Raw genomic sequence first — 24,016 nt, forward strand, 5'->3', positions numbered from 1 at the left:
AGAAACCATGGCCGATGAGCCTGAAACCCCGGAGATCGAAAAGGTCGCTGAGCCAACGGGTGCCGACGCCGAGGACTACGACCCGGTCGAAGACGACGCGCCCGCCGACGAGGCCGACGAGAGTGAAGGCCGGTTCGCCCGCTGGCGGCAGCGGCTCACCCGTCGCCGGCTTTCCCGCACCGGAGCGGCACTGGTCACCGGCACCGCAATCCTGGCCTTGCTGACCGGGCTGACCGGCTGGCTGGGATACACGGCTTACCAAAAGCACCAAGCCCAGGCCCAGCGTGAGCAATTCATTCAGGTCGCTCGCCAGGGCGCGGTAAACCTCACCACGATCAACTACACCGAGGTCGATTCGGACGTGCAGCGAATCCTCGATCTGGCCACCGGGGCCTTCCGTGAGGATTTTGAGCAGCGGGCCAAACCGTTCGTCGAGGTTGTCAAGGCGGCGCAGTCGAAATCGGAAGGCACGGTGACCGATGCCGGTCTGGAATCCCTGCGCGGCGACTCGGCCGAGGTCTTGGTGGCGGTCGCGGTGAAGTCGCGGACTGCCGGCGGCGAAGAAGCACCGAGGGAATGGCGGATGCGCATCGAGGTCCGCTCAGTCGGCAACGACACCAAGGTCTCCAACGTGGTGTTCGTGCCATGACCACGCTCAAGGACGACACCGTGACCGATAGTCCCGACGAAGAGCTGGTCGAGGCGCCGACAGATGCGGCCGGGGAGGCGGATTCGGCCGAGACCGAAGCCCCACGCGAGCGTCGGCGGATCCCGTGGTCACGGGTGTTCGCTTACGGCGTGCTGCCGGCCATCGCATTGCTGGTGGCGCTGGGGGCGGGCTACTTACGCTGGGTGATCGGGTCAACCGATGAGCTGGCGCAGGCCCGCACCGAATCCGTCCGGGCGGCAAGCGAAGACGCCGCCGCTTTGCTCTCCTACAAGCCGGACACGGCCGACAAGGATCTCGGCGCGGCACGCGAGCGGCTGACCGGAGAGTTCAAGGACGCCTACGGCGAATTGATCCGCCAAGTGGTGATCCCCGGTGCGAAAGAAAAACACATTGCCTCGGCGGCCAAAGTGAGTGCGGCATCGTCGGTTTCGGCGACCGCCAACCACGCGGTGGCCCTGCTGTTCGTCAACCAGACGGTGACTATCGGCGACGGTGCTCCTACCGATACCCAGCCTGTCATCAAAGTGACACTGGACAAGGTCGATGGCCGATGGCTGGTTTCGCGCTTCGACCCGGTGTGATTCGAGGAGGTCAGATGACGACGTGGCTACGCCTGCTGCCCGTTGCCATGCTGGTGGCGGTGACAAGCCCACTGGCGGCGGCCCCGGCCGCGCACGCCGACAATAAGCGGCTCAACAGTGCTGTCGTCTCCGCCGTCTATACCCTGCAGCATCAGGCGGGTTGCACGAACGACGTCATCCGGAACAACGCGCTGACCCTGGCCGCCCAATGGCACGCTGACGACATGATCAGCAACCGAAACATCAATGACGACATCGGATCTGATGGGTCGACGCCGCAGGACCGGGCAAACGCCGCCGGTTTTCGCGGCCAGGCCGCCGAGACGGTGGCGATCAATCCGGCCATCGCGATCAGCAGCCTGGAGCTGGTCAACCAGTGGTACTACAACCCCGCGGACATGGCCATCATTCGCGACTGCGCCAACAACAACATCGGTGTGTGGTCGGACAACAGCTTGGACCGCACCGTCGTCGTTGCGGTGTACGGGCAGCCGACACCGCCCGGCCGATAAGGTTTCAGTCGTAGACCGGTGTCCAGGTGGTGTCGGCCACCGCCTGCGCGACATCGTCGTGGCGCGTCGTGGCCACCCCGTCTTCGACGGCGGCGTGGTAGACGGCCTCGGCGACCGCGGTGGAGATTTGGCGTAGGTTCTGCACATCCGGCAACAGCGAGTCTCCCACATTCGTCGGGCTGGCTTGCTGCACAATAGCTTTCGCGGCAGCCCTGGAGCATGCCGGGGGTCATCAGTTCGGGCAGATGGCCTTCCAGCACCTCGTAGTACAGCAACTCATGCCGGTAGTGCAGCTGCTCGAGGGTGAGAACGGGAGCCGGCCGGTCAAACCCAGCTGGTGGCGCTGCTCGTGGGTGAAGCCGACTCCGCGATTCATACTCGGTGAAGACATCGCGAGCGGGATCCGGGGCGTGTGGGCGTCGCTCATCACGGCCTCCGTCCGATGGCTGGGCGCATGAGGTCACGTAGCCCGGTCCCGGTGAACCCACCCTAAAGAGCACTTGAAGGGCAGCCGGCACCCACGTTCGAAGCGCCGTTAGGCGCCGAGCCGCGCCACGATCGTCTCGGCATTGGCCGTCGCCCCGCGGTTATACGGCAATTTGGACAGCGCCGTTCCCATCGCGCACGTGTTGGAGATCGCCGCATAGGTCAATCCCGCCCCGATCGCGCCGGCCAGCCATTTGAGCCGCGGCACCGCGAGGCTGCCAACGACCGACGACAGCACGACCGATCCCGCGACCAGACGTACCTGACGCTCGAGATCCCAACGCTGAACCCCGCGGTCGACCGCGAAACCTCGTCTCTCCCAATCGGTGATGCCGTTTTGCAGGACACGCCCGCTGGCCAGACCCGCGTTTCGCAACAGCGTTTGCGCCTTGGTGGCCCGTTGGCCCGAGCGACACACCAGCACGACATCGGGGTCGTCGTCCAAGTGCTGGGCAACGGCAGGGCCGTCTTCATCCAGGACGTCGAGCGGGACGTTATAAGACCCGGCGATGTGCGAGGTTTCGAACTCGGCGGGCGTCCGGACATCGATGACCCGTGGGGCCGTGGGCGATTCCAGCAACGTCCGAAGCTCTGGCGACGTGATGACATCGGCGCTCGGTGCGTTCATTGTCAGCTCCTGTATTAGGCGGCAATGAGTTATCACTACCCGGGCCCGTCGGGAACTACAGGTTTTACTTCAGAATGAGTTTTTGCCCGCCTCACCCGCTGGACGCGGTGATCCCGATCTTTTCGGCGTTGCTGAAATCGTCGTCGATCAGCACGACGCGCAGATCGTGCCGGTCCAGCAGCGCGGCGGCGATCGACGCACGATAGCCGCTTGCGCAATGGATCCATACCTCGCGGTCGGGCGGGATTTCGGCGATGCGTCCGGTCAGTTGGTGCAATGCGACATTGAGCGCCCCGCGCACATGGCCGCTGTCGAATTCCCCGCGCTGGCGCACGTCCAGCACCAGGACCCGATCCGTGTGCAGCACGCCGGCAAGTTCGCCGAAGCCGGCGACGCGGTAGCTCCGCGGTTCCGCCCCACCGGCGAGCTCGCGGATGTCGCCGCTGGCGCTGCCGGTGAGGTGATCGACGCCGATGCGGGAAAGTTCACGCTGCGCCTCGGCGATCTGCTCGGCGTCGTCGCCGATCAGGGTCAGCGGCGCGCCCCAACTGTAGAGCCAGCCCAGATAGTTGACGAACGAGCCCGACAGCTCGAAGCCGTATGTGCCCGAGAGATGTCCAGCCGCGAACGCGGTGCGGTTGCGTAGGTCGACGACCCATTCACCGGCGTCGATTCGCCTGCGCAGCTCGCCTGGTTCGACCGACGTGAGCGGCGAAAGATCAGCTGCCGCAGGGCCGTTCCGATTGATCACACCCATGTGTGCGTAGTAAGCCGGGAAGTCGGCCAGACCATCGAGCAGGTTGTCCACATAGTCCTGCTCATCCTGCGTCAGCGCGGGATTCTTGCCACGTTGATCTCCGATGGTGGAATCGTCGCCGTCGGTGGGTGCGGCCGAGCAGAAGCTGCCGAATCCGTGAGTGGGGTAGACGGGCGTCGATGGGGGCAGCTCGTCGGCGAGGCGTCGAACCGAATGGTATTGCAGCCGAGTCAATTCCTCGGTGTGCTCGTCGCCGAGCAGGTCCGTTCTTCCGGTGCTGCCGAAGAGCATCGACCCCCCGCTGAATACGCCGAGGGTGTCCCCGGATTCGTCGCGGAGCACGTAGCTGACGTGATGGTGCGTGTGCCCCGGAGTGAACAGGGTTTCCAGGTGAATTCCGCCGGTATCGATGCGGTCGCCGTCACTGGCTGCGCGGCAAGAGAATTCGACGTATTCGCCGGCCGGAAGAACGTATTCGGCTCCGGTCGCCGCGGAAAGCGCGAGTCCGCCGGTCACGTAGTCGTTGTGGACGTGTGTCTCGAGGACATGCGTGATCCGCGCGTCGCCGACGAGCTCCAGCACGCGATCGATATCGCGCTGAGGGTCGATGACGACGGCGACCTCGCCGTCACTCACCAGATAGCTGCGATCGCCCAGCCCGGAGGTCTCGACAATCGATACGTCCACCATGCTTGTGCCCCATCTACCGTCGTTGCCTGACGGTACGGCGGGACCGCTTGACGCGCACGGTTGCGAACACCGTCGTGGGGATGTGCGATTGACAATCGCGGCGGTTTGCTATCTGCCGTTTCTGCCCCGGCACGGCGCCGGCCCCGCGCGTGCTACCCCTCCGGCATCGATCGTCGCGCGATGGCATGCCCAGGACATGATCAACAACCGAAACATCAACGCCGACATCGGATCCGACGGATCGACGCCGCAGGGCCAACGCCGGATTTCACGGCGAGGCCGCCGAGACGGTGGCAATCACGTCGAATAGAACAGGAGTGGAAAGGGGTCGAAGTTGAACACGAGCTGAGCGTGCCGCGGCGGCACGGTTACGTGCGGGCGTTCACCGGTCAAACCCGCTGGCGCATTGCCAAATTCGTGCATTGCGACGGGTCGCTACCCTGCTAGCCTACTTATCAGCCATCAATGCGCGCGAGCAGCGACATAGGAGTACGCGGCCATGCCTGAAATATCAGATTGGGCCAAGGGGCCTTTCGCGGCCGTTGGTTCTATTCCGGCTTTCACTCAAGGGGACTACGAAAAAGGCGTGCAGGGCCTAGTAAACTCGGGTGGATTCCTGGCGTATGCGGCCTACCGGTACAAGGGCAGTAAAGCAAACCAAGAGGCTTTTAAAGTAGAAACGAAGATCCTCTGGGCCGGCATCATTTACATCATGACCCTTCAGCTGCTTTACATGAAGGCTACCGATAGCGGAAAGGAATACAACAACGCCAAGGGCGACTTTGGCGCAGCGGGTGAATCACTCGCGGCCGCCGCTGCGCAGGCGTGGGGCGGATGGGTGGGCGACGCCGCCGACGCCTACAACAAGCAAAATAATCTGCAAGTTACCCGCACGGCGGATATGTCCGAATGCGATGCCGAAATTGCTGCGATTTTGGCCAAGGAGTCCCAACAGGTCAAAAGGTCGTACATGAACCTCGGCTGGGAACAGACGGCCCTTACTATCATGATCCCCATTTGTTCCCTAATTTTTGTATCCGACCCCGTGCGGTCACAATTGATCCAATTGGCCGCAGTTATCGCCGCCGTGGCAAAAAGCCTCGATATCGTCTCGGACATGATCTATGCATCGAAAGACAACGCAGCCGACATAAAAGCGGTCATTGAGAAATACCGTGAATTGGGCGACGGCGCGGCGGCATCGCTCCAAGCGGTCCGCCCCGGCACCATTGGTCAGGGTGCGATGGCCTTTGCCGCCCCGAGCACCGTGGGCCAGTTCGACACCCTCAACGGCGCCGCCTCCTTTACCGCTTCCTCGTCGGTATCCCCGCGTCCGGACGTACCCGTCTCCCGGGGCGGGAGCGTCGAAAACACCGGCGCGAGCGCTACTTCCGGATCGGCTCCCGAAAGCGAGTCGGAGATTGCGATCCCATCGCCGTACGCGATGCCCACCATGAGCCAGGTGGCGACCCGGCCATCCCGAGCCTCGACGCAGGACGCGCAGTCGGGTGACTCGACGGCCCACTCGCCAGCGTCCGCGGAAGCCGTCGTCGCGGAGAATGAGGCGGCCGCCGGCGCCGAGGGAGCCGAACGTGCACCCATCGATATCGCATCGGGTGCGACCGACCCGGCGCGCCCGCCCCAGTCAAATCGTAGCCAGTAGAAAAGTGAGCGCCGAGGAGGCAAATCCATGGCGGACTTGAGTGTTAATGCAGCTTATCTGACGGACTTGGCGAGGCAGCAGGACCGAGCCGCGGGGGAGATTGGATCCGGCACAAAGGCGGTCGAAGGGACCGCCGAAAAACTGTGGTATGACCATGGTCCAATTTGTGGGTACACCGCGCAGGAAATGACAGATTGCGAAAGCGTCCGGCAAAACACTGGGAACACGATGAAAAAGGTGTCCGAGGCATTAGCCGAAGACTTGCGTAACGCGGCCGCTAGGTATGTCGCCACCGATGACGCGGCAGGCGGCGCTGTCGATCAACAAGTGGTTCGCGGCTGATCATGTCCCGCCCATCCACGAAAACCGCTAAAAGCCAAGAAGGAACGGCACCATAGTGGATGCCATACACCGTAGCGACGACGACAGCGATAATCTCAACGCCCTGGATTTCGGTGAAGAGTCCGGTTACGAAGGCGGCGCGGTTCTGGATTACGGGGACGAGACCGGCCGCGGTATGCACGACGCCCTTGATTTCGGTGAAGAGTCCGGTTACGAAAGCGGCGGGGTTCTGGGTACCGGCGATAAGTCCGGCCGCGACCCCGGCGAGCAGCCGACCATGGTCGCTCGGTACACCGACGAGCAGGCCGAGCTCCCGGACACCACAGCCGGGCTGCGCACCACCGACTCGTTGCACGGGGACGGTGGCGAAACCCGGGACACCGATGCCGAGGAGGACGAATTCCACTGGGAGCGGACCACGGTCACCAACCCTCCCCAGACCGTGTCGGTGACCGCCCTCATGGACGGCAAGATCCAAAAGGTCGAGCTGTCAGCGGCGGTGGCGAGCATGACCGAATCGGAGCTCGCCGAAGAAATCCTCATCGTCGCGGACGTGGCCAGTCAGCGGGCATCGTCCGTCTTGCACACCTTGCTGCTCGAGAGCATGAAGGCGCAAGGGCTAGGCGGCGACGGGCCTTTGGCTGACATCTTCGGCAGTCGCTCCCTGGACTTGAGGCCGCCGGAACAGGCCGTCAAGGCAGAGGCAGAAGCGTTCGCCACCCGCTACACCAGCCACGATGCTGACGCGCAGGCCACGCAATCATCGATCCATGCCGCAGGTTCCTAGACAGTAAGGACGGCAAATGAGCACCGAGATCCACTCGCTACTGGACGAGGTGTTGCACCAGACGCGGCACATCGGGTCCGCCCTGGACGAGCACCTGCACCAGCTCAACAACAGAACATTCAATGGCGCGGACGAAGCCAAGACCGTCGTCGTGACCCTCGATGGACGCCAGCGGCTTGCCGGCCTGCGTATCGAGGACGGTCTCCTTCGGCTGGGCGCCGAAACGGTGGCGCGGCGCATCAACGAGGCGATAGTCAACGCGCAAGCCGACGCGACCGCAGCCAGCGAAGCCGACGGGCAGCAATTCGTTGAGCTGTTGAACCACGCCGCCGGTTCCCTCAAGGACATCTTGGGCGCCACCGAAGCGAAATCGGGCTAGCGGCAACGATTTCGGTGGGTGTGCACCCGACAGCCAGCGGCTAGCCCGCTTCGGCGTCGAGTGGATCGTAGTGCGCGTCGACGTCGGAGTCGCGTGCTTGCCCGCGTAGCGCGCACCAGCGCTTGCGGGTGAGGTGCTGCGCGTAAACCTTGTCGCGCTGGGCGTACGAGAATGCGAAATCCAGGTTGATCGGCAATCCCGCCCACGCTACTTCGGCCGCCGGCAATTCCTGGTCACCGAGGTGTTCGTCAGTCGTCATGCGGGCACCCCTTCATCGAGTACGCACCTGTTGTTGAGCACATGGTGCGACAGCGATGTTTCAGCGACGCTTGTCCGGCGTTTCGGCCGTATTACGAAGTCCTAGTAGACGTCGCGGTGGTAGCGCTTGTCGGCGCTGAGCGACTGGACGTAGTCCTTCGCGTCGTCCAAGTCCAGGTTGCCGTGCTCGGCCGCGATCTCGCACAGCGCGCGGTCGACGTCCTTGGCCATCGGGTCGGCACTGCCGCACACATACAGCTGGGCGCCGTCCTGCAGCCAACTCCATAGCTCGGCGCCACGCTTGCGCATCAGGTGCTGGACGTACACCTTCTCTTGCTGGTCTCGAGAGAACGCCAGGTCCAGCTCGGTGAGCAGCCCGTCGGCGTGCATCTTCTCGATCTCGTCGCGGTAGTAGTAGTCGGTCTCGGCGTGCTGTTCGCCGAAGAACAGCCAGTTGGGCCCGGTGTGGCCGAGGGCGCGGCGCTCCTGCAGGAAGCCGCGGAAGGGCGCGATACCGGTTCCGGGCCCGATCATGATCATCGGCGTCTCTGACTCACTCGGCGGCCGGAAATTGCTCGACGGCTGCAGATAGACAGCCACTCGATCGCCGGGGGAGCGGTCGGCAAGGTAGGTCGAACACACCCCGCGGCGGGGCACGCCCTGGAAGTTGTAGCGCACCGGCGAGACGGTCAGGTGAGCTTCGCCCGGGCACTCCTTGGGGCTCGACGAGATCGAGTACAGCCGCGGTTGCAGGCGTTTGAGGACCCGCAGCCACTCGTGGGCCGATGCGTAGACCGGCAGCCGTGCCAGCAGGTCGATGGACTGGCGCCCCCACGTCCAATTGCTCAGGGCGGCTTTGTTTTCCGGCCTCAGCAGTTCCGCGAGTTTCGGGTCGCCGGTGCGCTCCTGCACGAACCGCACCAGGTCCCGGCTGATGTGGGCGATCTCGATTCGCTCGGTGAGCGCGGAACGCAGCGACATCAGGCCGTGCTCGCCGACCTCGACCGGGGTCTGCCCGTTCAGTCCGGTGACCGACAGCCATTCGTCGACCAGCTGGTCGCTGTTGCGTGGCCACACCCCGAGCGCGTCGCCCGCTTCATAGCTGGCGGCCTCGTCGGACACGTCGAAGACGATCTGCCGCACGTCTTTTGCAGAGTTCGGCCCGCTGAGGGTGATGTTGCTGATCATGTCGGTGACCAGCGGGCGCTTCTTGTTGTACGCGGGCGCCTGGGGGCGGGCCGTCGGACGGGGTGCAGACGTAGCCGGTGCCGGCGCCGGAGCACCGACGCGGGTGGGGGTGCGCCGCAGCGCCTCGATCACCCCGCTCATCCACCCGGCGGCGGCCTCCTCGTAGTCGGGTTCGCAGTCGACGCGGCTGACGATCCTGGTCCCGCCCAGCTCGGCCAGCCGCTCGTCGAGCTTGCGCCCGTAACCGCAGAAGTCGTCGTAGTTGGAGTCGCCCAGGGCCAGTACGGCGTAGCGGGTGCCGGACAACCGCGGTGCGCTGTCGCCGTTCAGCGCGCGCCACAGCGCGGCGCCGTTGTCGGGTGCATCGCCGTCGCCGGTGGTGCTGGTGATTACCAGCAGTTCCCGCGTGGTGGCCAGGTCGGCCACCGGGAAGTCGTCCATGCTGTGGATCACGACCTGCAGCGACGCCTCTCCGAGCCGGGCGACGCACTCGGCGGCGAGCTCCTCGGCGTTGCCGGTCTGCGACGCCCACAACACCACAACCGGAGCCTGCTTCGGTTCTACTGGGGTTACCGGGGCCGCGGGTGGGTCGGCCGGTGTCTGGGCGGCGGGGGACGCCGGCATGAAAGCCGGCATCGACGCCGGCGCCTCGGTACGCGCGAACATCCCCGCGAACAGACCGTCCACCCACAGCCGGGTGTTGGCGTCGAGTGGGGCGTTGAGCGGCAGGGTGGGCACCCCGGCCGTGCGGCGGCCGGCTTCCGAACGCAATCCGGCCAGCACCCCCGCCAGGTAGGTGCGGCCGAGGGGGCCCAGCTGGGGAGCCGGTTCGTTTGCGACACCGAGGATTTCGGCGAGGGCGTCAACCTGTGACCCGTTGATTTCGGTAACTTCCTCAGGAGCGGGCTCTACTGTGCCGGTGGCCACCGCAGGCTCGGCCTCGGTGTCGGATTCCGTTGTGGCGGCGGCGATCTTGGTGACGGTGATCGCGCACGCCTTGAACTCGGGCTGGAAGGACAACGGGTCCACGGCGTCATTGGTGACCGCGTTGATCGACAAGTATTCGCCGAACGCGTCGTTCCAGTGGAAGGGCGCAAAACAGTTGCCCGGCCGCACCCGGTCGGTGACCACGGCAGGAAGCACGGCTCGCCCACGGCGCGACGCGATTTCGACACGATCGCGATCGGTGATCTCGAGCCGTGCGGCGTCGTCGGGGTGGATTTCGACGAACGGTCCGGAGTTGAGTTTGTTGAGTTTGGCCACCTTGCCGGTCTTGGTCATGGTGTGCCATTGGTGCGGCAGACGACCGGTGTTGAGCAGGAACGGGTAGTCGTCATCCGGCATCTCGTCGGGCGACAGGTGCGGTCGGGCGAAGAACATCGCGCGACCGTTCGCCGTGGCGAAGGCCAACCGTGGCACGGTGCCGTCCTCGCGGACCAGCTGAGTTTGGCTGACGCCGTCGTTGCGGTAGCGGATCGGGTTGCGGTCGTCGGCGCCATCGGGCGGGCACGGCCACTGCAGCGGAGTCTGCCGCAGCCGGTCATAGCTGGCACCGCGCAGGTCATAGCCCGTCTTGGGATTCCAGAACCGCTTGATCTCTTCGAACACGTCCTCGGCGGAGTCATAGCTGAAGGAATCCGAAAAGCCCATCTCGCAAGCGATTCGGGCGATGATCTGCCAGTCCGGCATTGCCTGTCCGGGCGGTTGCACGGCCGGCTGGAACAGCGTCAGGTTGCGCTCGGAGTTGACCATCACGCCCTCGGACTCGGTCCACAGGGCGGCGGGCAGCAACACGTCGGCGTAGCCGTTGGTCTCGGTCTCGAAGAAGGCGTCCTGGGCGATCACCAGCTCGGCGTTCTCCAGACCGGCCAGCACCGTCTTCCGATTGGCAACGCTGGCAACGGGATTGGTGCAGATGATCCAGCAGGCCTTGATCTCTCCGTTGGCCATACGGGAGAACATGTCGACGGTTCCGGTACCGACCTCGGTACGTAGCGTTCCGCGAGGGATGCCCCATTGGTCCTCGACGAATTCGCGATCGGGCGCCGACGTCACCACGCGCTGGCCCGGCAGACCCGGCCCCATGTAACCCATTTCGCGCCCGCCCATCGCATTGGGCTGCCCGGTCAGCGAGAACGGGCCGCTGCCCGGCTTGCAGATCGCCCCGGTCGCCAAGTGCAGGTTGCAGATCGCGTTGGTGCTCCAGGTGCCGTGGGTGCTCTGGTTGAGGCCCATGGTCCAGCAGGTCACGAAGTTCTCGGCTTCGCCGATCCAGCGGGCCGCGGTCCGGATGTCGTCGGCGGGTATGCCAGTGGTTTTGCTGACCCGCTCCGGCGTGAAGTGCTCGAGGAAACTCGGCATCTCGTCCCAGCCCTCGGTGAACTCGGCGATGAATTCCGGGTCGGTGTGGCCGTTTTGGACGATCAGGTTCAGCAGACCGTTGAGCAGAGCGAGGTCTGTGCCAGACGAGATCTGCAGGAACAGATCGGCCTTTTCCGCGGTCGCGGTGCGGCGCGGGTCGACGACGATCAGCTTCGCGCCGGCCTTGACCCGGTCCATCATCCGCAGGAACAGAATCGGATGGCAGTCGGCCATATTGGCGCCGATGACGAAGAAGACGTCGGCCTTCTCGAAATCCTGATAGGACCCGGGCGGTCCGTCCGCGCCCAGCGACAACTTGTAGCCGGACCCCGCGCTGGCCATGCACAGTCGCGAGTTCGACTCGATCTGGTTAGTACCGATGAACCCCTTGGTCAGCTTGTTCGCGAGGTACTGCGCCTCCAGCGACATCTGCCCGGACACGTACAGGGCGAACGCGTCCGGGCCGTGCTCGTCGATGATGGCCCGCAACTGCTTGGCGGACTGGCTGATCGCATCGTCGATGTCGATCTGCGCCAGGGATTCGCCACGGTCGGCGCGCCAATAAGCCGAATCCATCCGGCCCGGTGCGGCCAGCATGTCCGCGGTGGTTGTGCCTTTGGTGCACAGGCGGCCGAAGTTGGCCGGGTGACTTTTGTTTCCAACAGATTTCGCAACGTGACGGCGGTCGCTCTTCGGATCGGTTGTGATCTGCAGCACCATGCCGCAGCCCACGCCGCAGTAGGCGCACATGCTGTTCACGGTGTCCTCACCGTGGTCTGCAGCCACGCCTACGTCCTCCTTCCGGGCGCGCAAGGGTATATCCGCTAAATCGTGCGACAAGGATGTTTCGACATCGGACGTCCGATGTTTCCGCCGTTTTACGGCTTGATCTCACGGGCTCCACACGCAAATGTGAGATGTCCGGGAAATCCGTCGTCAAGCACGTAGCCGCAGGTCAGCGTTGATCCGCGATTGAGGCCAGATTACCCACCGATCCTTCGGAATTTCCCCTCAGAACAGGGGTTCCGACCAAACAAATGGCACATTCACAGTTTTCGCTAAGCTCACAATGTGCGTCGTCACTTTGTGATTTTTCTGGCGTTATTGGCCGCGTCTTGCGGCGGAAAACCAGCGGCACCGCCGGCGTCGTCGCGAGCGGACACGTGCAAGGACTCCGACGGGCCGAGCGCGGTGACCGTGCGCCAGGCAATCGCCGCCGTTCCCATCGAGGTTGCCGGCTCGAGTTGGGTCGAGATCGGTCGCGGGCACACCAAGAATTGCCGGTTGTACTGGGTGCAGATCATCCCGACCATTGCCAGCGAGTCGACTCCCCAGCAGCTGGTGTTCTTCGACCACAACAGGCCACTGGGTACACCGACGCCGAACCCCAAGCCGTACATCACCGTGTTGCCCGGCGGCGACAACGATGCGGTCACGGTTCAGTACCAATGGCAGACCGGGAACGAAGAGCCTTGTTGTCCCAAGGGAATCGGCACCGTTAAGTTCCACATCGGGCCCGACGGCACATTGCAAGCACTCGGCAAGATTCCGCACCAATAGGTCTACCGCACATCATGTTCCGATATTCCGCCGCATTAGGTCTTGGTATCGAAGGGATTACAGTGCCCGCACGGGGCGATGCGTCCAGTATTTCTTCAGGAATCCAGCAGCGACGCCAACCTTCTTCGAAGGGTCAAGCGAGTGGGTAGGTCACGTCACCTCTCGCATTGGGACGCGGAAGATCTCGAGGCATGGGAGGCGGGCGGCAAGACCATCGCGCGACGCAATCTGTTCTGGTCCGCGGTGATCGTGCACCTGGGTTATGCGATATGGGCGCTCTGGCCGGTGATGGCACTGTTCATGCCCCGGGACGTGTACGGCTTCTCCGCCGGCGACAAGCTGCTGCTCAGTGTCACCGCCACCCTGGTCGGGGCATGCCTGCGGCCGACGTACGCCGTGGCGACGGCGATCTTCGGCGGCCGCAACTTGGCCATGTTCTCGGCCTTCGTCCTGGTGGTCCCGGTCATCGGCGCCATGGTGCTGCTGGCGCATCCGGGGCTGCCGTTGTGGCCGTACCTGGCGTGCGCGGCGCTGTCCGGTATGGGCGGCGGCAATTTCGCGGCCTCGGCGAGCAACGCCAACTCCTTCTACCCACACCGGCTCAAGGGCGCGGCGCTGGGGATCGCCGGCGGGATCGGCAATCTCGGCGTGCCGATGATCCAGATCGTCGGGCTGGTGGTCATCGCCGCCGCGGGCGACCGGCAGCCGTACTGGGTGTGCGGCCTGTACCTGGTCCTGTTGATGGTCGCGGGCATCGGCGCCACGTTCTTCATGAACAACGTCGCCCAGCACCGGGTGGAACCCGGCCGGCTGCGATCGATCCTGTCCGCGGTGCTTTCCACGCGCGACACCTGGCTGCTCTCGCTGCTCTATCTGGGCACCTTCGGGACGTTCATCGGGTTCTCGTTCGCGTTCGCCCAGGTACTGCAGACCAGCTTCGTGGCCGGCGGGCAAACCAACTCCCAGGCCGCGCTGCATGCCGCCGAACTGGCCTTCATCGGACCGCTGCTGGCCGCGGTGTCCCGCATCTACGGCGGCCGGCTGGCCGACCGACTAGGCGGGGGCCGCGTCACATTCGCGGTGTTCGTCAGCATGGTTGTGGCCGCCGGGCTGCTGATCACGGTCGGCACCATCGAGGATCCGCACGCCGGGCCGGTCAGCCGCTCCGCGATGGCCGGCTACGTCACCTGCTTCATCGCCCTGTTCACCTTTGCCGGGTTGGGCAACGGATCGGTCTACAAGATGATCCCGACCATCTTCGAAACCTGCGGCCGGAACCTGGATATGGACGAGGCCGCCCAGCGGCAGTGGTCCCGCGTGATCTCGGGCATCGTCATCGGTTTCGTCGCCGGCGCCGGGTCCTTGGGTGGCGTCGGGATCAACTTGGCGTTACGGCAGTCCTACGTCAGCACCGGCACGATGACGTCGGCGTTCTGGGTCTTCCTGTCCGTCTACGTCGCTGCCGCACTGCTGACCTGGGTCAGGTACGTGCGGCGCCCGCTGAGCGTGCGCGCAGGCGGCAGCCTTGCCGATGCGGTCGACGCCGGTTGAGCCGAGGGTTCAGTCGGTCTCGGGCAGGTTTTCCGGGTGCAGCATCTCGGCGTAGCGCAACGGCTCCGGGATGCCGAAGCCGTCAACCAGCGTCTTGGCATGCGGGCGCAGGGCCCGGCACCGATCGTTGATGCCGCGGGTCACCGCCTTGGCCCGCCCGGTGGACAGATAACCGTGCTCGATGTACCAGGCCTTGTCTTCTTCGATCACCGACAGCGCGTACAGGTCGCAGACGATCTCCAATAGCTCACGGGCCGCGTCGTTGTCGCAGGCGTCGATACCCGCGACGAATGCTTCCAACACGATCCGGTCGATGTGGGCGCTGGCGGCGTGCAGCACGTGATCCTGCACGGCGTTGAAGGCGTCGAACTCCGACATCTCCTTGGACTTGCCCTGGAGGCGACGGGCGACCGAAGACAGCAGGTATTCCTCGCGCTCTTCGAACATGTTCACCTGGGTGCCGCGGTTGAACAGACTGCCCTCTTCTTCGCTGTCCTGGCGAGAGTCGACGATCGTTTGCATAATCGCTTCGGCCGCAGTACGTTTCATCACTCGCTCGCCAACGGTGTTGGCGGCGAACCGAACCCAATCGACGGGGCTCATACTCTTGATGTCGTCAGCGTAGGCGGTCAGCAGTTCCTTGGCCACCAGCTGGGTCAGCACGTGGTTGTCGCCCTCGAAGGTGGTGAACACGTCGGTGTCAGCCCGCAGGGCGATCAGCCGGTTCTCGGCCATGTAGCCCGCGCCCCCACACGCTTCGCGCGCCTCCTGAATGGCGCGGCTGGCATGCCAGGTGTTGGCCGCCTTCAGGCCGGCGGCACGCGATTCCAGCTCGCGCTGCTCCTCGGCATCGGGAAAGTCCGATGTCTGCAGGTCGTGGCACTTGGATACCAGCTCGTTTTGGGCGAACTGCAGCGCATACGACTTGGCTATCAACGGGAATAGCCGCCGCTGGTGCACCAGGTAGTCCATGATCAGGACTTCGCGCTCGTCGCCGGGTGCGCTGAACTGCCTGCGCTGCAACGCATATCGAGTGGCGATGTCCAACGCGACGCGGGCGGCGTTACCGGCGCTGCCGCCGACCGTGACCCGGCCACGGATCAGGGTGCCGATCATCGTGAAGAACCGGCGGTTCGCGTTGTCGATCGGGGAGCTGTACGTGCCGTCTGCCGCGACGTCGCCATATTTGTTCAACAGGTTCACCCGCGGGACGCGGACATGGTCGAACATGATGCGGCCGTTGTCCACCCCGGGCAGGCCACCCTTGTAGTGACAGTCCGACGTCGTCACACCGGGCAGATCGTTGCCGTCGGCGTCGCGGATCGGCACCAGGACACAGTGCACGCCGTGGTTGACCGGCTTGCCGTCCTCGGTGGTGATCAGCTGCGCGAAAACCGCTGCCACCATTGCGGTCTCGGCAGCCCCGCCGATGTAGTCCTTACGGGAAGTCGGGGTGGGGGAGTCGATGACGAACTCTTCGGTTTCCGCGTCGTAGGTCGCTGTTGTCTCCAGCGCCTGCACGTCGCTGCCGTGCCCGGTTTCGGTCATCGCGAAGCACCCGCGGAGCTCAAGGTTGATGACCTTTTTCACATACGGCTCGTGATGGCGCTCCGTGCCCAGGTTTTCGACGGCCCCACCGAACAGGCCCCACTGCACCCCGGCCTTGACCATCAGGGACAGATCCGACATCGCGAGCATCTCGATCATCGTGATCGCGGCGCCGACGTCGCCGGTGCCGCCGTGTTCCTTGCGGAATCCTTCGTCGGGGATTCCCGCGGCGGCGATGAGCTTCATCTGCTCGAACACCTTGGCGCGGGCCAAGACCGTGTTCGGCGTGTAATGGGGCCGGAACTGATCCTGGCTTAGCCATTTGCGGGTCTCGTTCTTCGCGTCCCGGAAACGTCCGTCCAACGCGTCGCGCAGGTGCTCGGCAGTGTTTGTCGTGTCTGGCGCCATACCCGACGGTAACCTGCCGCCCGCTACGCGGGAACACCCCAGGTGTCGATCGGGTGGCGGCGTGATCGGCGTTGCGGACCCGGCCGGGTGCGATTAGATGACGTCATGTCCCAGCCCGACACCTCGTTCCAGAAACCGGCGTCAGTCCGCCTGCCCGGTCTGCTCGTGGCGGCAGTCGTTTGATGCGGGGCCGGTTGCTGGCGCTGGCCGGGGTATGTCTTGCCTGGTTCCTCTCCGGTTGCGATGCCGCCCGCCCTTCGGCTCCGCCGGGCCCGCCGCGGCCGGTGTTGGCTTATATCGGCCAGGCACAGGTCGCCTTCGGCACGACCTTCGCGGACACCGTGATCGGCGGCTTGTCCGCACTCAGCTACGACCCGGAGCGCCGGCTCTACTACGTGATCAGCGACGACCGTTCGGAGAAAAACCCGGCCCGCTTCTACTCCGTGCAATTGTCGTTGTCGGACAAGGGAATTGACGGGGTCAGCTTCACCGCCACCCATCCACTGTTGGACCAGTCGGGCCAGCCGTTTCGGCCGCTGGCGATCAACACCTCGCCACCGGTGGTTCCTCCCGACCCGGAGGGCATCGCGTTCGACCGCGTCCGGCAACGGTTGTACTGGAGTTCGGAAGGCGAGCGGCTGACCGAGGGCCCGGTGCTGCTGGACCCGTGGGTCAGGACCGCGGGACTCGACGGTGCCTATCTGGGGCAGTTCACCTTGCCGGCCAATCTGGCCATGTCGGCGCAGCAGACCGGACCGCGGCGCAACCGGGCGCTCGAGGGTGTGACGGTGACGCCCGACGGCCGATCGGTGTTCGCCTCGATGGAGGACCCGGGCTACAACGACGGCCCCGAGACCGGCGACGGGCACCGGGTGCTGACCCGGTTCACCCAATTCGACGTCGCCACCGGAAAGCCCACCGCCCAGTACGCCTACCCGATGGAGCCGCCCGCACCGCCGGCCGAGGAGAACGGTGTCTCGGATCTGGTCGCGCTGACGGATACCACGTTTCTGGTGATCGAGCGGTCCGATTCCATGCCGCAGACCATCCGCGTCTACCGAGCCGAGATCGGTTCTGCCACAAACGTATTGGACATGCCGTCGATGACGGACGTGATGTTGACGCCGATGACGAAGTCGCTGGCCGTCGACATGACGACGACACCGGGCCTGTGGCCGCTGGGCAACATCGAAGGCATCACGCTTGGACCGAAATTGGCCGATGGCCGTCAATCGGTCGTATTCGTGAGCGACAACAACTTCTCACCCAGGGGGATCACTCAGTTCCTGATGTTCGCGATGTAGCGAACGCGGGCCGATTTCGCGGACCGGCGGCCGGAGCCGGTAGCGAATAAACCCGGCCCACAGCGCGCCGAAGCTGGCGAGCACGATCATGTCGAACATCCACCAGCCCGCATAGTGCGTCCAGACCAGGATGTCGGCGGCTTGGGCGTCGACCCGGTGTAGGTCGACGGTCGAGGCGGATGCCGCGAAGCCCCACTGCGCCGGGACGAACCAGGAGATCTGGTCGTAGCCCCAGGTGCCCACCAGGGTGATCAGGCCCCCCGCGAACAGCGCGGAGGCCAGGATCGCCGGCACGACCAGTGGTAGAACCTCCCGCAGCGACGTGCCCAGCGTCGACAGCGCCAGGCCCACGATCGCCGAGACGACGGCCGTCAGCGCCACGCTGACATACAGCTCGGCAGTGGCGTTTGGCAGCAACACGGAGCCGCGCGTCGGCTGGCCCTTGTCGGCGATGACGATCGCGAACACGATGCCGGTGAGCGCGGCCGCGGCCAAGCTGAAGAAGACGATCTTGACCGCCAGATACGCGGACGTCGAAAGCCCGACGGCTTGCTCGCGCCGGAAGACGCGCCGCTCACCAACCAGTTCCCGAATGGTCAGCGCGGTGCCCAGGATGACCGCGGCGATGTTGAGTGCGGCCAGGATCTCGACGGCTTCATGCAGGTTGCGGCTCGTCGGGCCGGGGCGACCCAGGCCGGAGTCGCCGGGAATCAGCAACGCCAAGCCCGCCAACGCGAACGGCAGCGCCACCAAGAACAAGGTGTAAAGCGGGTCAGCGACCAGCAGCCGCAGTTGGCGACGCGCGACCAACCAGGCCTGGCGGGTCAGGGTGGGCGTTCGCTGCGGCGGCCAGGGTGCGGCGACCTCGGGCGGCTCCGTCGGACCTTGTGTCGGTTGCCGTGCGCTGAACGCGCGGTGCGCCCCGTCGGGATCGGCGCTGATCCGCGCGAGAGCTTCGGACCAGTCCGCGGTGCCCAGCGCGGACTGGATCTGCGTGGGCGCTCCGGCGAAGGCCATGGTCCCGGCGGCCGTGAGCACCAGTACCTGGTCGCAGATGGTCAGGTGGGTCGGTGTCGTGGTGGCCACACGACGACACAGCCAAGGTTGGCCTGGCGTCGCAGCACCGCCATCACGTGATCTTCTTGCTCCTCATCGAGTCCGATGCCGGGCTCGTCGATCACAAGCAGGCTCGGTCGGGTGATCAGTTCGATCGCCACCGATGCGCACCGGCGTAGTTCCGGGGCGAGCTTGCCGATCCGGGTCGTGCGGTGCGGCGTGAGCTCCAGCTCTTCGAGCACCTGATCGACCACCCGGTCACGATGCTCACGCGTGGTGTCGGGCGGCAGCCGCAGTTCGGCGGTGTAGCTCAGGGCTCGTTCGACGGTCAGCCGCCGGTGCATGGTTTCGTCGCGTCCGACGATCCCGATGCGGGTGCGCATCGAGTCGGGTTCGGCGTACACGTCGTGGCTGTCGACGGTGAGCTGCCCGGTGCCGGGTGCCAGGGCGCCGGCGAGCATTCCCAGCAGCGCCGAATTGCGGGCAGCCGATGGGCCGGTGACCGCGGTCAGCGTGCCCGGGCGTGCCGTGAACGACACGTCCGTGAGCACTTCGTGGCCGTCGGTGCTGAGTCCCAGCCGGTAGGCGTTCACGCCGACCGTGCGGGCACCGGTCGCCAGCGGCAGCCGATAGGTCGTGCTCGGCTCCTCGGTGGGGAAGTTTGTGGTGGCCTCGGCGGGACGGCTTGCGCGCAGCTTGCGGGTCGCGTCGGTCATCCGCTCGATCAGGCCACGGCCCCTGGGCTGCCCCTCCGGCGCGACGCGCTGCCCCTCTGGCGCGACGGGCCGCCCCTCTGGCGCGACGGGCTGCTCTCGCGCGGGTGGTGGCGGCGGAGGCGGCCCGACCGGCGGTGGTGGCCCGACCGGCGGTGGTGGCCCGACCGGCGGTGGTGGTGGGGGTGGCGCGGCCAACGGTGGTGGTGCGGGTGGTGGGGGTGGCGCGGCCAACGGTGGTGGCCCGACCGGCGGTGGTGGTGCGGGTGGTGGGGGTGGCGCGGGTGGTGGGGGTGGCGCGGCCAACGGTGGTGGCCCGACCGGCGGTGGTGGTGCGGGTGGTGGGGGTGGCGCGGCCAACGGTGGTGGTGCGGGTGGCGGCGGAGCTGGCGGCCCGACCGGGGGCGGCGTCGGAGGGATGCGCTGCTCGACCGTCGGCTGTCGCGTTGGCCCGATCTGCATGCGCTGGGTTTCCCGCTGCGTCGGAATCTGCGGCGCGACGGGCGGCGGCTGATGCGGCGGCTGCTGCGGTGGGGGTGGGGGTGGCATTGGCGGTCGCTGCGGCGGCGGCGAGACGGGTGGTGGCTGCATCGGCGGCGGCATTGGCGGTCGCTGCATGGGCGGCGGCTGCGGCGCGCGTTGCGGGGGACCGGGCGGTGGCCCCGGTGGGCCGGCCGGCGAGCCAACCCTGAACACCAGCCGGGGCCCGCGCTGGGGATCCCCGAGCGCGATTGCCAGGCCGTCGCGGATGTCGACCGTCGGCACCCGAGTGCCGTCGACGAAAATACCGCTGCGGCTCCGATCGATGGCTACCCAGCGCGTTTCGGCAAAGCGCAGCAACAGATCGGGCTGCGGAATCGGCGGTGGTGGGGCGGCGAACCCCAGGCGGGCCAGCGGGATGTCGCACCAGTCCCCGTACGCCACGACCACGTCACGGCCCGGGGCAAACACGTACCGCATCGAGCCGACGAAGACGGTGAGCGGTGAGGCTGGGAAGGCGGAAGCCACTGACTAATTGTCTACCCGCTGCCGGTCGTCGCCCCACAAGGGGTGCGCGCCGGTCACAGTGTGTTGCGGCGCGGGGTCGCCGCAGCATTGTCGAGCAGCCGGCGCAGCACCTGGACGGCCTCGGCGAGCACCTCGCGATCGGCGGGCTCGAGCATTGCCAGCTGCGGTTCGATCGCGGCGGCGCGGTCGGCCCGAACCGCGTTCAGGGTGCGTCGCCCTTCGGGGGTGATGCGGATCCGGACCGCACGGGCATCGCCGGGGTCGACGGTTCGGCTAACCAGGCCGGCGTCCTCGAGTCGACGCACCTGCGTGGTCATAGTGGGTTTAGAGCAGTGGTCGACGGCGGCGAGGTCACCGATGCGCGCTTCTCCGTGCACCTCGACGGTCGCAAGCAGTCTGGCCTGTGCCGCAGGCAGCGGCATCTGGATGCGTTGCGTTGCCAGTCGGTTCAGCCGCGCGACCACAGCCAGCAGGTCTGCGCCCAGCCCCTGGTGCAGCGCGACGTTTGCGGTGTCGACAACGTTGTCCATGTACCCATGCTTGCATAGCTTTGCTATGCGAGACCAACCGCTGCCACCCGATGCACGGAATTGTCGCCGGCCCGCAAAGGGTCGCTGTCTGAGGGCGCCCGGTGTGTCGGCCTGGCACAATCGAGAAAGTGATCGCGCGCCCTCTTCGGCACAGTACGAGTGGACCGCTGCAGCCGAACGAATTAGCTCAGGCCGCGGTGATGGGGGCGCTGTGCTCGGTGACCGCAATCATCGCTTGGGTCATTCCGTTCGCTCAGGGCTTCGGCGTGCTGGGCACGGTGCCGATGGGGTTGCTCGCCTACCGGTTCCGTCCTCGGGTGCTGATCGCCTCGGCCGTCGCCGCGACGGTGATCGCCTTCTTGATCTCCGGATTGGGCAGTTCGGCGATGGTCGTCGACGCCGCCTGGGTCGGCGGGATATGCGGCATCGTCAAACGCAAGGGCCGTGGCATACCCACGGTGATCTTCGCGTCCCTGGTCGCCGGCTTGATCTGGGGTGCGGCCTGGGTCGGCGTGTTCGCGGTGCTAACTCGGTTGCGGCAGTTGATCTTTGGCGTACTGACCGCGAACGTCGACGGTGTCGCCGCATTCCTGCGCTGGGTACACCTGCCGAATGTCGCCGAAACCATGAAGCGCTATGTCGCCGAGGGGCTGCAGTACTGGCCGTGGTTGGTGCTGCCCTATCTCGTCTTCGTGGTCGTGATTGTGACGCTGATCGGTTGGTCGGCGTTGTCTCGTCTGCTGGAGCGGATGGGCGACATCCCCGATGTGCACAAATTGGATCCACCCGATGTTGAAGGGCCGCACGACGCCGGGATCGGACCGGTGCCCGTACGACTGGACCGGGTGCGGTTCCGCTACCCCAACGCTGCTCAAGACGCACTGCGCGAAGTCAGCCTGGAGGTGCAAAGCGGGGAGCACGTCGCGGTCACCGGCGCCAACGGCTCCGGCAAGACCACGCTGATGCTGATCCTGGCCGGCCGGCAACCGACATCGGGAACCGTGCAGCGCCCCGGCGCAGTGGGTTTGGGCCGGCTGGGCGGCACCGCGCTGGTCTTGCAACACCCGAAGAGCCAAGTGCTGGGCACCAGGGTCGCCGACGATGTGGTGTGGGGTTTGCCCCCGGATGCCAAGGTCGATGTCAGCCGGTTGCTGCGTGAGGTCGGCCTCGAGGAACTCGCCGAAAGCGACACCTCGAGTTTGTCCGGCGGGCAGCTGCAGCGCCTGGCGCTGGCCGGGGCACTTGCCCGAGAACCCGCCCTGCTGATCGCCGACGAGGTCACCTCGATGATCGATCAGCAGGGCCGCGACGCCTTGCTGGGCGTCATGTCGGGCCTCACCAAACGGCACCGGACTGCCCTGGTGCACATCACCCACTTCGACAACGAGGCTGCGTCCGCGGACCGCACCATCAATCTCAGCGAATCCTCGGACAACACCGCCGTGGTGGGCAGCGCGGATGCACCGGTGTCGAGTCACGCTGCCTGGCAACGGCATAACGCGGGAGCGATCGAGCTGATCGGCGTCGGGCACGAATATGCCAGTGGCACACCGTGGGCCAAGACTGCGTTGCGCGACATCAACTTTGTCGCCGAGCAGGGTGACGGTGTCTTGATCCACGGCGATAACGGCTCGGGCAAGTCGACACTGGGGTGGATCATGGCCGGATTGACCATCCCCACCACCGGCTCCTGCCTGATCGACGGCGAGCCCACCCACGAGCACGTCGGCGAGGTGGCGTTGGCATTCCAGTCGGCCCGCCTGCAATTGATGCGCAGCCACGTCAACCTGGAAGTGGCTTCGGCAGCGGGCTTTTCGCATGAAGACGAAGACCGTGTCGCCGCGGTATTGGGTTTGGTCGGGTTGCAGCCCGCGTTGGCCCAACGGCGCATCGACCAGCTCAGCGGTGGCCAGATGCGTCGCGTCGTGCTGGCCGGACTCTTGGCGAGATCGCCGCGAGCGCTGATCCTCGACGAGCCGCTGGCGGGATTGGACGTCGCCAGTCAACGCGGCTTGCTGACGCTGCTGGAGCGCTTGCGTCGCGAGCAGGGCCTGACGCTGGTGGTCATTTCGCACGACAGCATCGGCATGGAAGGGATCTGCCCGCGCATGTTGCATTTGCGCGACGGTGTGCTGGAAACGGTGTCGACGACGACGGGCGGTGTGGCATGACCGAGACCGAGTCACCGCCCGCCGCCCAGGGGCAGACCAAGCGCCAGTCACGTCCGGTTGTGCTGTTGGTTCCGGTGCCCGGCGACACCGTCATGCACCGGTTGTGGGCCGGCACCAAACTGATCGTCGTCGTCGGTACCGCCGTGCTGCTGACTTTCTACCCGGGTTGGGTGACCATCGGACTGCTCGGAGCGCTGACGGTGGCCGCGGTGTGGCTTGCCCACATCCCACGTGGCGCCCTGCCTTCGGTACCGCGCTGGCTGTGGCTGGTGATCGGGTTCGGCTTTGTGACCGCCGCGCTCGCCGGCGGTCACCCCGTGGTTTCGGTCGGCGGACTGCACGTCGCCCTGGGCGGATCCTTGCACTTCATCCGGATGACCGCGCTGACCATCTTGCTGATCACGCTCGGGGCGATCGTGTCCTGGACGACCAATGTCGCCGAAATCGGCCCCGCACTAGCAACTTTGGGCCGCCCGTTCAAGATATTCCGGATCCCGGTCGACGAATGGGCCGCGGCGCTGGCGCTCGCGTTGCGTGCCTTCCCGATGCTGATCGCGGAATTCCAGGTGCTCTACGCCGCCCGCCGGCTGCGTCCGAAAGAGGTGCCTCCCACTCGCCGGGCCCGGCGCAAGCAACAGGGCCGGGAACTGATCGACCTGCTCGCGACGGCCATGGTCGTGACGTTGCGGCGCGCCGACGAGATGGGCGACGCAATCACCGCTCGCGGCGGTGCGGGTCAACTGTCGGCTTCTCCGGCCCGGCCGAAACTGGCGGACTGGGTGACGCTGGCCCTCTTTATCGGGGCCGGGACCGCCTCGGTGGTGATCGAGACAATGCTGCATATCACTCCGATTTAACGAGGCTC

General features: G+C 65.8%; 18 protein-coding genes and 4 pseudogenes. 14 read left to right on the forward strand and 8 right to left on the reverse strand.

The window, feature by feature from the left end:
• Window positions 1-7: 7 nt before the first annotated feature.
• The 3 genes from SKC41_RS27580 to SKC41_RS27590 are packed head-to-tail and all read left to right on the forward strand — an operon-like array spanning window position 8 to window position 1,763.
• On the forward strand, window positions 8-649 hold the full coding sequence (locus tag SKC41_RS27580) for an Mce protein (RefSeq protein ID WP_330980885.1): 642 nt from the start codon (window positions 8-10) through the stop codon (window positions 647-649).
• A complete protein-coding gene (locus tag SKC41_RS27585) occupies window positions 646-1,251 on the forward strand; it encodes a hypothetical protein (RefSeq protein ID WP_330980886.1) in 606 nt (201 codons plus the stop codon). The genes SKC41_RS27580 and SKC41_RS27585 overlap by 4 nt, the downstream gene beginning before the upstream one ends.
• 47 nt (window positions 1,252-1,298) lie before the next feature.
• Entirely contained in the window at window positions 1,299-1,763 is a 465-nt protein-coding gene (locus SKC41_RS27590) for a CAP domain-containing protein (RefSeq protein WP_442931846.1), read from the forward strand.
• Between the two features lie 4 nt (window positions 1,764-1,767).
• On the opposite strand, the pseudogene SKC41_RS27595 reads toward SKC41_RS27590, so the two are convergent.
• The 3 genes and pseudogenes from SKC41_RS27595 to SKC41_RS27605 form a co-directional block, all read right to left on the reverse strand.
• Window positions 1,768-1,974: pseudogene (locus tag SKC41_RS27595) on the reverse strand (NAD-dependent malic enzyme); the annotation flags it as partial.
• A 324-nt stretch (window positions 1,975-2,298) separates the two neighbouring features.
• Entirely contained in the window at window positions 2,299-2,877 is a 579-nt protein-coding gene (locus tag SKC41_RS27600) for a rhodanese-like domain-containing protein (RefSeq protein ID WP_330980888.1), read from the reverse strand.
• Window positions 2,878-2,968: 91 nt separating this feature from the next.
• Window positions 2,969-4,321 (reverse strand): MBL fold metallo-hydrolase, encoded by a 1,353-nt coding sequence (locus tag SKC41_RS27605; RefSeq protein ID WP_330981068.1) that lies wholly within the window; start codon window positions 4,319-4,321, stop codon window positions 2,969-2,971.
• A 169-nt stretch (window positions 4,322-4,490) separates the two neighbouring features.
• Here SKC41_RS27605 and SKC41_RS27610 point away from each other — a divergent pair.
• From SKC41_RS27610 to SKC41_RS27630, 5 genes and pseudogenes are all read left to right on the forward strand, one after another.
• Window positions 4,491-4,623, forward strand: a pseudogene (locus tag SKC41_RS27610) (CAP domain-containing protein); the annotation flags it as partial.
• A gap of 200 nt (window positions 4,624-4,823) precedes the next feature.
• Window positions 4,824-5,987, forward strand: a complete 1,164-nt coding sequence (locus SKC41_RS27615; protein ID WP_330980889.1) for an EspA/EspE family type VII secretion system effector — start codon at window positions 4,824-4,826, stop codon at window positions 5,985-5,987.
• A 27-nt stretch (window positions 5,988-6,014) separates the two neighbouring features.
• Complete coding sequence (locus SKC41_RS27620) at window positions 6,015-6,329, forward strand: ESX-1 secretion-associated protein (protein WP_330980890.1); 315 nt, start codon at window positions 6,015-6,017, stop codon at window positions 6,327-6,329.
• Window positions 6,330-6,384: 55 nt separating this feature from the next.
• Window positions 6,385-7,116, forward strand: a complete 732-nt coding sequence (locus SKC41_RS27625; RefSeq protein WP_330980891.1) for a hypothetical protein — start codon at window positions 6,385-6,387, stop codon at window positions 7,114-7,116.
• Between the two features lie 16 nt (window positions 7,117-7,132).
• Window positions 7,133-7,495 carry a YbaB/EbfC family nucleoid-associated protein gene (locus SKC41_RS27630; RefSeq protein ID WP_330980892.1) on the forward strand — a complete coding sequence of 121 codons (363 nt, stop codon included), beginning with the start codon at window positions 7,133-7,135 and terminating at the stop codon, window positions 7,493-7,495.
• Window positions 7,496-7,535: 40 nt separating this feature from the next.
• On the opposite strand, the gene SKC41_RS27635 is transcribed toward SKC41_RS27630, so the two are convergent.
• A complete protein-coding gene (locus SKC41_RS27635) occupies window positions 7,536-7,754 on the reverse strand; it encodes a hypothetical protein (protein ID WP_330980893.1) in 219 nt (72 codons plus the stop codon).
• Window positions 7,755-7,855: 101 nt separating this feature from the next.
• A complete protein-coding gene (locus SKC41_RS27640) occupies window positions 7,856-12,052 on the reverse strand; it encodes a bifunctional nitrate reductase/sulfite reductase flavoprotein subunit alpha (protein WP_330981069.1) in 4,197 nt (1,398 codons plus the stop codon).
• Between the two features lie 345 nt (window positions 12,053-12,397).
• On the opposite strand from SKC41_RS27640, the gene SKC41_RS27645 reads away from it, so the two are divergent.
• Window positions 12,398-12,862: an LppP/LprE family lipoprotein gene (locus SKC41_RS27645; protein WP_442931847.1), complete on the forward strand. Its 465-nt coding sequence runs from the start codon at window positions 12,398-12,400 to the stop codon at window positions 12,860-12,862.
• Window positions 12,863-12,940: 78 nt separating this feature from the next.
• On the forward strand, window positions 12,941-14,413 hold the full coding sequence (locus SKC41_RS27650; protein WP_330980894.1) for a nitrate/nitrite transporter: 1,473 nt from the start codon (window positions 12,941-12,943) through the stop codon (window positions 14,411-14,413).
• A gap of 9 nt (window positions 14,414-14,422) precedes the next feature.
• On the opposite strand, the gene SKC41_RS27655 is transcribed toward SKC41_RS27650, so the two are convergent.
• Window positions 14,423-16,369, reverse strand: coding sequence for an acyl-CoA dehydrogenase family protein (locus tag SKC41_RS27655; RefSeq protein ID WP_330980895.1), 1,947 nt, complete (start codon window positions 16,367-16,369; stop codon window positions 14,423-14,425).
• 182 nt (window positions 16,370-16,551) lie between these two features.
• Between SKC41_RS27655 and SKC41_RS27660 the strand changes: the two genes are divergently transcribed.
• Window positions 16,552-17,673: an esterase-like activity of phytase family protein gene (locus SKC41_RS27660; RefSeq protein WP_330980896.1), complete on the forward strand. Its 1,122-nt coding sequence runs from the start codon at window positions 16,552-16,554 to the stop codon at window positions 17,671-17,673.
• Here SKC41_RS27660 and SKC41_RS27665 read toward each other — a convergent pair.
• Together SKC41_RS27665 and SKC41_RS27670 are read right to left on the reverse strand one after the other, a co-directional pair.
• Window positions 17,632-20,402 (reverse strand): annotated as a pseudogene (locus tag SKC41_RS27665) (ATP-binding cassette domain-containing protein). The gene SKC41_RS27660 and the pseudogene SKC41_RS27665 overlap by 42 nt on opposite strands.
• Window positions 20,403-20,503: 101 nt before the next feature.
• A complete protein-coding gene (locus SKC41_RS27670; protein WP_330980897.1) occupies window positions 20,504-20,980 on the reverse strand; it encodes a MarR family winged helix-turn-helix transcriptional regulator in 477 nt (158 codons plus the stop codon).
• A 911-nt stretch (window positions 20,981-21,891) separates the two neighbouring features.
• On the opposite strand from SKC41_RS27670, the pseudogene SKC41_RS31910 reads away from it, so the two are divergent.
• The 3 genes and pseudogenes from SKC41_RS31910 to SKC41_RS27680 all read left to right on the forward strand — a co-directional run.
• Window positions 21,892-22,206: pseudogene (locus SKC41_RS31910) on the forward strand (ATP-binding cassette domain-containing protein); the annotation flags it as partial.
• Window positions 22,180-23,151, forward strand: a complete 972-nt coding sequence (locus tag SKC41_RS31915; protein WP_442931848.1) for an ATP-binding cassette domain-containing protein — start codon at window positions 22,180-22,182, stop codon at window positions 23,149-23,151. The pseudogene SKC41_RS31910 and the gene SKC41_RS31915, both read left to right, overlap by 27 nt.
• Window positions 23,148-24,008, forward strand: coding sequence for an energy-coupling factor transporter transmembrane protein EcfT (locus SKC41_RS27680; RefSeq protein WP_330980899.1), 861 nt, complete (start codon window positions 23,148-23,150; stop codon window positions 24,006-24,008). Before SKC41_RS31915 ends, SKC41_RS27680 begins: the two co-directional genes overlap by 4 nt.
• The last annotated feature ends 8 nt before the right edge of the window (window positions 24,009-24,016 follow it).

The sequence above is a fragment of the Mycobacterium sp. 050128 genome, assembly GCF_036409155.1.
Lineage (GTDB): Bacteria > Actinomycetota > Actinomycetes > Mycobacteriales > Mycobacteriaceae > Mycobacterium.

Coding starts and splice junctions, on each gene's coding strand:
- SKC41_RS27670 (WP_330980897.1), bottom strand. CDS start 20,980: ATGGACAACGTTGTCGACACCGCAAACGTCGCGCTGCACCAGGGGCTG.
- SKC41_RS27580 (WP_330980885.1), top strand. CDS start 8: ATGGCCGATGAGCCTGAAACCCCGGAGATCGAAAAGGTCGCTGAGCCA.
- SKC41_RS27635 (WP_330980893.1), bottom strand. CDS start 7,754: ATGACGACTGACGAACACCTCGGTGACCAGGAATTGCCGGCGGCCGAA.
- SKC41_RS27660 (WP_330980896.1), top strand. CDS start 16,552: ATGCGGGGCCGGTTGCTGGCGCTGGCCGGGGTATGTCTTGCCTGGTTC.
- SKC41_RS27600 (WP_330980888.1), bottom strand. CDS start 2,877: ATGAACGCACCGAGCGCCGATGTCATCACGTCGCCAGAGCTTCGGACG.
- SKC41_RS27655 (WP_330980895.1), bottom strand. CDS start 16,369: ATGGCGCCAGACACGACAAACACTGCCGAGCACCTGCGCGACGCGTTG.
- SKC41_RS27680 (WP_330980899.1), top strand. CDS start 23,148: ATGACCGAGACCGAGTCACCGCCCGCCGCCCAGGGGCAGACCAAGCGC.
- SKC41_RS27590 (WP_442931846.1), top strand. CDS start 1,299: ATGCTGGTGGCGGTGACAAGCCCACTGGCGGCGGCCCCGGCCGCGCAC.
- SKC41_RS27650 (WP_330980894.1), top strand. CDS start 12,941: ATGCGTCCAGTATTTCTTCAGGAATCCAGCAGCGACGCCAACCTTCTT.
- SKC41_RS27615 (WP_330980889.1), top strand. CDS start 4,824: ATGCCTGAAATATCAGATTGGGCCAAGGGGCCTTTCGCGGCCGTTGGT.
- SKC41_RS27585 (WP_330980886.1), top strand. CDS start 646: ATGACCACGCTCAAGGACGACACCGTGACCGATAGTCCCGACGAAGAG.
- SKC41_RS27640 (WP_330981069.1), bottom strand. CDS start 12,052: ATGTGCGCCTACTGCGGCGTGGGCTGCGGCATGGTGCTGCAGATCACA.
- SKC41_RS27620 (WP_330980890.1), top strand. CDS start 6,015: ATGGCGGACTTGAGTGTTAATGCAGCTTATCTGACGGACTTGGCGAGG.
- SKC41_RS27630 (WP_330980892.1), top strand. CDS start 7,133: ATGAGCACCGAGATCCACTCGCTACTGGACGAGGTGTTGCACCAGACG.